This is a genomic window from Ruminococcus sp. OM06-36AC (genome assembly GCF_003438725.1).
Classification (GTDB): Bacteria; Bacillota; Clostridia; order Oscillospirales; family Ruminococcaceae; genus Ruminococcus_C; species Ruminococcus_C callidus.
Map to the genome: position 1 here is coordinate 1 of NZ_QSTT01000052.1, position 3,298 is coordinate 3,298.

Annotated in this window: 5 protein-coding genes; all 5 read right to left on the minus strand. The window is 38.0% G+C overall.

All coding sequences use genetic code 11. The features are described 5' to 3' along the window. Window positions 1–157: 157 nt before the first annotated feature. Complete coding sequence (locus tag DXB92_RS12965; RefSeq protein ID WP_187118457.1) at window positions 158–388, minus strand: helix-turn-helix domain-containing protein; 231 nt, start codon at window positions 386–388, stop codon at window positions 158–160. Then, on the minus strand, window positions 375–791 hold the full coding sequence (locus DXB92_RS12970; protein ID WP_046437771.1) for a sigma factor-like helix-turn-helix DNA-binding protein: 417 nt from the start codon (window positions 789–791) through the stop codon (window positions 375–377). The genes DXB92_RS12965 and DXB92_RS12970 overlap by 14 nt, the downstream gene beginning before the upstream one ends. Before the next feature lie 290 nt (window positions 792–1,081). Continuing rightward, a complete protein-coding gene (locus tag DXB92_RS12975) occupies window positions 1,082–1,393 on the minus strand; it encodes a sporulation initiation factor Spo0A C-terminal domain-containing protein (protein ID WP_181977089.1) in 312 nt (103 codons plus the stop codon). Between the two features lie 100 nt (window positions 1,394–1,493). Beyond that, on the minus strand, window positions 1,494–2,210 hold the full coding sequence (locus tag DXB92_RS12980; RefSeq protein ID WP_117734200.1) for a hypothetical protein: 717 nt from the start codon (window positions 2,208–2,210) through the stop codon (window positions 1,494–1,496). Then, window positions 2,195–3,298 (minus strand): RHS repeat-associated core domain-containing protein (locus tag DXB92_RS12985; protein WP_147330079.1); only part of this gene is annotated, 1,104 nt, incomplete at its 5' end. The genes DXB92_RS12980 and DXB92_RS12985, both read right to left, overlap by 16 nt.

Here is a 3,298-nt window from a genome sequence, read left to right on the forward strand (position 1 = left end):
ATATGGAGATACCGTTCCAAAATCGGCGTATCTGTATTTTTACATTCGGTCTGCGGCTTTCGGAATCGCCATGCTTCCGGCAACGCCATTTCTGCCAATTGTTCTAACTGCCCGTACCAATCCGGCACATAGGCAAATTCAAATAAATCTGTTTCTATCATTTTTTTGTTCCTCTCCATTTAGGAATTGCTTTTATCAGCTTCAATTGTATTCGGGCTTTTAGATCTTCGTCAATATATCGATATGTTTTCCCTTGTGCATCCTCCCCTTTTACCGTTGCCAATGCATTGATGTAATCGTCATAAAAGCGGAGAATTTCTTCCAAAGCAGTTTTCTCCCCATTTACTGCGGCACAGATCAATTCATATGTAAGGTCATTTTCTTTCATCGCCATTCCTTTCATAATACTTGCGGATTGCTGTAAATGCTTTTTGTCTCCAGTTGTAAATGGTGCGAGGCGTGACGTGAAAGTACGCTGCGATTTCCTGATCGCCATATCCATACCAGAACTCCAAAATCAACGTTTCTCTCTGTGCTTTTGGAAGTTCCAACATAGCATCATAAAGCCAGTCGCTGGCAATCAAACACGGATACTTCTCGTTATCCAAAATGAAATGCTCTGACGGATACACATCTTCTATTTCCGGAACATTCATTAGGTCTGGTTTCGCCTCACGGTTTTGGATTCTCTTTTTTTCTGCCGCTGCATCTCGATATTCATTTCGCATTACAATTTTCACAAAGCAGTCAAAGATTTTTATTCTGCAGCTTTTATCGATAAAGGGAGTCAATCTGTTGATTCCTCCCTTCTTATGCAGTTTTGCAGGTAGTGTGTATATCACCCCCTTTTAAACTACTAAGACGAATCAGGCAGAACAAAATCGGAAAATTTATTTGTAAATATTCTGTGTACTTTTATTTCTTAGGCACAGCAACAAAAAAGCAGCATACAAAACCGGTCATTTCGCCGGATTGTATGCTGCTTGAAAAAATAGAAAGGGCAGTCCTGCCCAGCTGTTTGCCGGACAGAACTGCCCTTTTTTAGGTGGTTGAATTTTAAAGGAAGTACACTTCTTACTGATCAATCGTATTTTCTTGACAATTTCAGCGGCACCTCAGAATTGGAAGGGCACCCGAAAGACAGAGGAAAAAAGTGATTCAATTTGTTTTTGTCATAGGTGATTTCAATGGCATAACGTATGGTGTGTTCGATACTGGCAGCACTTTTGTTGTGCTTTTCTGCTATGGTTTGATACATCTGCATTACAAAAATGCTTGAATCTTGAAGTGCCAAAATGACAGCTTCTTCGATGTAGTGACCGCCTTTCAGGTGCATGGAGATTCCGAAGTCTTGGGTTATGATTTTTGTGATTAGATGTCTTTCTTCTTTCATGGGTTTCAATTCCTTTTTGTCACTTGATAAAGATTTTTGTTTCCAATTTATCAACATTAAAGACGATTGCAGTGTAGCAGTAAAAAAATATATAAAGTCATTAAAAATTTTGATTCATATTCTTTAATCTTCTTTTTGTTGGAAGAATGACTTTTACAACAATAATAATCGCCATTATAGATAAGAATGTAACAACGCTCAACAAAAATAACAAAACATTCCGGGCAGCATGATTGTTTTTATACACAACTTCTTCATCACCTTGCGAGTCCATCCTTGTTAGCATCGTTTTTTTCTCTAAGCAATAGGTATAGTCACCAATGGACTCTTCTCTTTCTTTCTCAAGTCGTGCTTCGACAATGGCATTATTGACCGAATATTCAAAATAATATGCAGAAACAATTGAACCATATTCATCTAAACCAAGAGCAGTATTTCCACGATTAAATTTCACAATCACTTCATCTTCCTGCCAGAACCCAATTATTGTTGCATTGTAAGTAGTGTCTATACGATAACGCAATGAAAGATCTGAATTGTAAACATGAATCGTATTCTCTTTTAATGTAACTATAATACTGCCATCAGAAGAAACATCATAAGATAGAATATTTTTACGATCTGCTGCTTCATGAGAAATATGTACGGATTGGATATAGGAATCACTTACTTCACTTAAGGGAATTTCCTCCAGTTCGTAAACATAATTCGTATGCCACTCGTTTTCTTCCGAAGAGGCATTTGCGACAAGAGGAGAGCACATCATCACATTGAAAAAGAATCCTATTAATGCTACTGCGATCAATTGTTTACCCACGTCATCACACTTTCATAAAACTCATTATATTCATCAAAAATATTATAAGAATCCGTGGTCACTGTAAATCCCATACTTCCATGTCCCTCGAAACCGGGTGTCCCTATTAATGTTGAACTTGTAATTCCAATATAGGGATATTTATCACTTGGTATAATATCAATATCTTTTCCACCACCAATTCCAAGTACAGGACAATTCGGTAATGGTGCAAGATAAGAACCGCCTATACTAAATCCAAATTCTTCAAGATTTTTGTAGGAGGGTGCATTTGATATTGAACGAAAACTTCCTAAAGAGAAACCTGAAAAAGATCCAGCATCTCCAGAAACCCCTGCCGATCCTGAAAGTGTACATTGCCTTGCAATGTTTCCTTGAGAATCAATTGTCCTAGAAAACGATCCAGAAATCCCTAGGTTGCCTAGGCTAATATTTGCAACACCGCCTTTAGAATAAGTAAAACTATGCTTTGTCATCCAGTTTTGTATTTTATCAACATCCTGTTTTTGGCTTGTCATAATTTTCCCGACAGTAGATTTAACATATGGCTCAGCTTTTTCCCACGTAGGTCTTACTACTTTTTGATAAACATCCTTTACACAATTGGGATCAATTATTTTCGGTGTCGGCGTCGGTGAAGGAAAAATAGGTTTAAGTAGATCCGAGATCTTATGTCCACTTGGATCTGTATAAATAATTGGGTTATTATAACAGTATGTATACAAATTTAAACTAAGCGGATCTGTATTTTTACCTTTATAGGAATCTCTCGAAATAAACCGTCCAATAGACGCCTGATAGTATCTCGCTCTGAGGTAGATCGTTCCGGTTTCTGTATCGAAATACTCTCCGCAGAATCGGAATGCATTTACATCTCCAGAATTAGGATCAACCTCTACGCCAAATGCATCATAAGTATACGATTTTGTAACTGCACCATCTTCATCCGTCAGATCAACAACATCGCCATGCGCATTCTGCGTATAATACTGATAATCCGTCTTGACATTGCCGCTCTGCTTGCTGAATTTCGCCAGCAGGTTTGTACCACGAACATAAACCTCAGCACTGTACCAGTCGCTGTCATC

Excerpts from the sequence above, each read along its gene's own strand:
- DXB92_RS12965 (WP_187118457.1), bottom strand. The coding sequence starts at position 388 with ATGAAAGAAAATGACCTTACATATGAATTGATCTGTGCCGCAGTAAAT.
- DXB92_RS12975 (WP_181977089.1), bottom strand. The coding sequence starts at position 1,393 with ATGAAAGAAGAAAGACATCTAATCACAAAAATCATAACCCAAGACTTC.